This is a genomic window from Rhodococcus ruber, assembly GCF_027270735.1.
Taxonomy (GTDB): domain Bacteria; phylum Actinomycetota; class Actinomycetes; order Mycobacteriales; family Mycobacteriaceae; genus Rhodococcoides; species Rhodococcoides rubrum_A.
This window is the reverse complement of sequence record NZ_JAPWIJ010000046.1, coordinates 1-324: the sequence shown is the minus strand read 5'-3', so window position 1 is coordinate 324 and position 324 is coordinate 1. Positions and strand designations below refer to the sequence as shown.

At 61.1% G+C, this 324-nt stretch carries 1 protein-coding gene; it reads left to right on the top strand.

From position 1 onward, the window contains the following. Positions 1-302 (top strand): transposase (locus O4220_RS27980; RefSeq protein ID WP_269608753.1); only part of this gene is annotated, 302 nt, incomplete at its 5' end. Between the last annotated feature and the right edge of the window lie 22 nt (positions 303-324).

The following is a 324-nucleotide window of genomic DNA, read 5'->3' as shown; positions in this document are numbered from 1 at the left end:
TCGGTGACAACCCCCACCGCGTCAGCTCCGAAGCAGCATTTGCCAGCCTCTGCGGTGTCGCACCGATACCCGCGTCCTCGGGCAAAACCATCCGGCATCGACTCAACCGCGGCGGCAACCGGCAGGCCAACCGAGCGTTGCACGTCATCGTCATGGCCCGCCTCAAATACGACACCCGCACCCAGCAATATCGCGACCGACGGCTCGCTGAAGGCAAGAGCAAACGCGACATAATCCGCTGCCTCAAACGAGCCGTCGCCCGCGAAATGTTCCAACTTCTCACCCAGAAAACCGCCACTTGACACTCATAGGAGCATCACATGC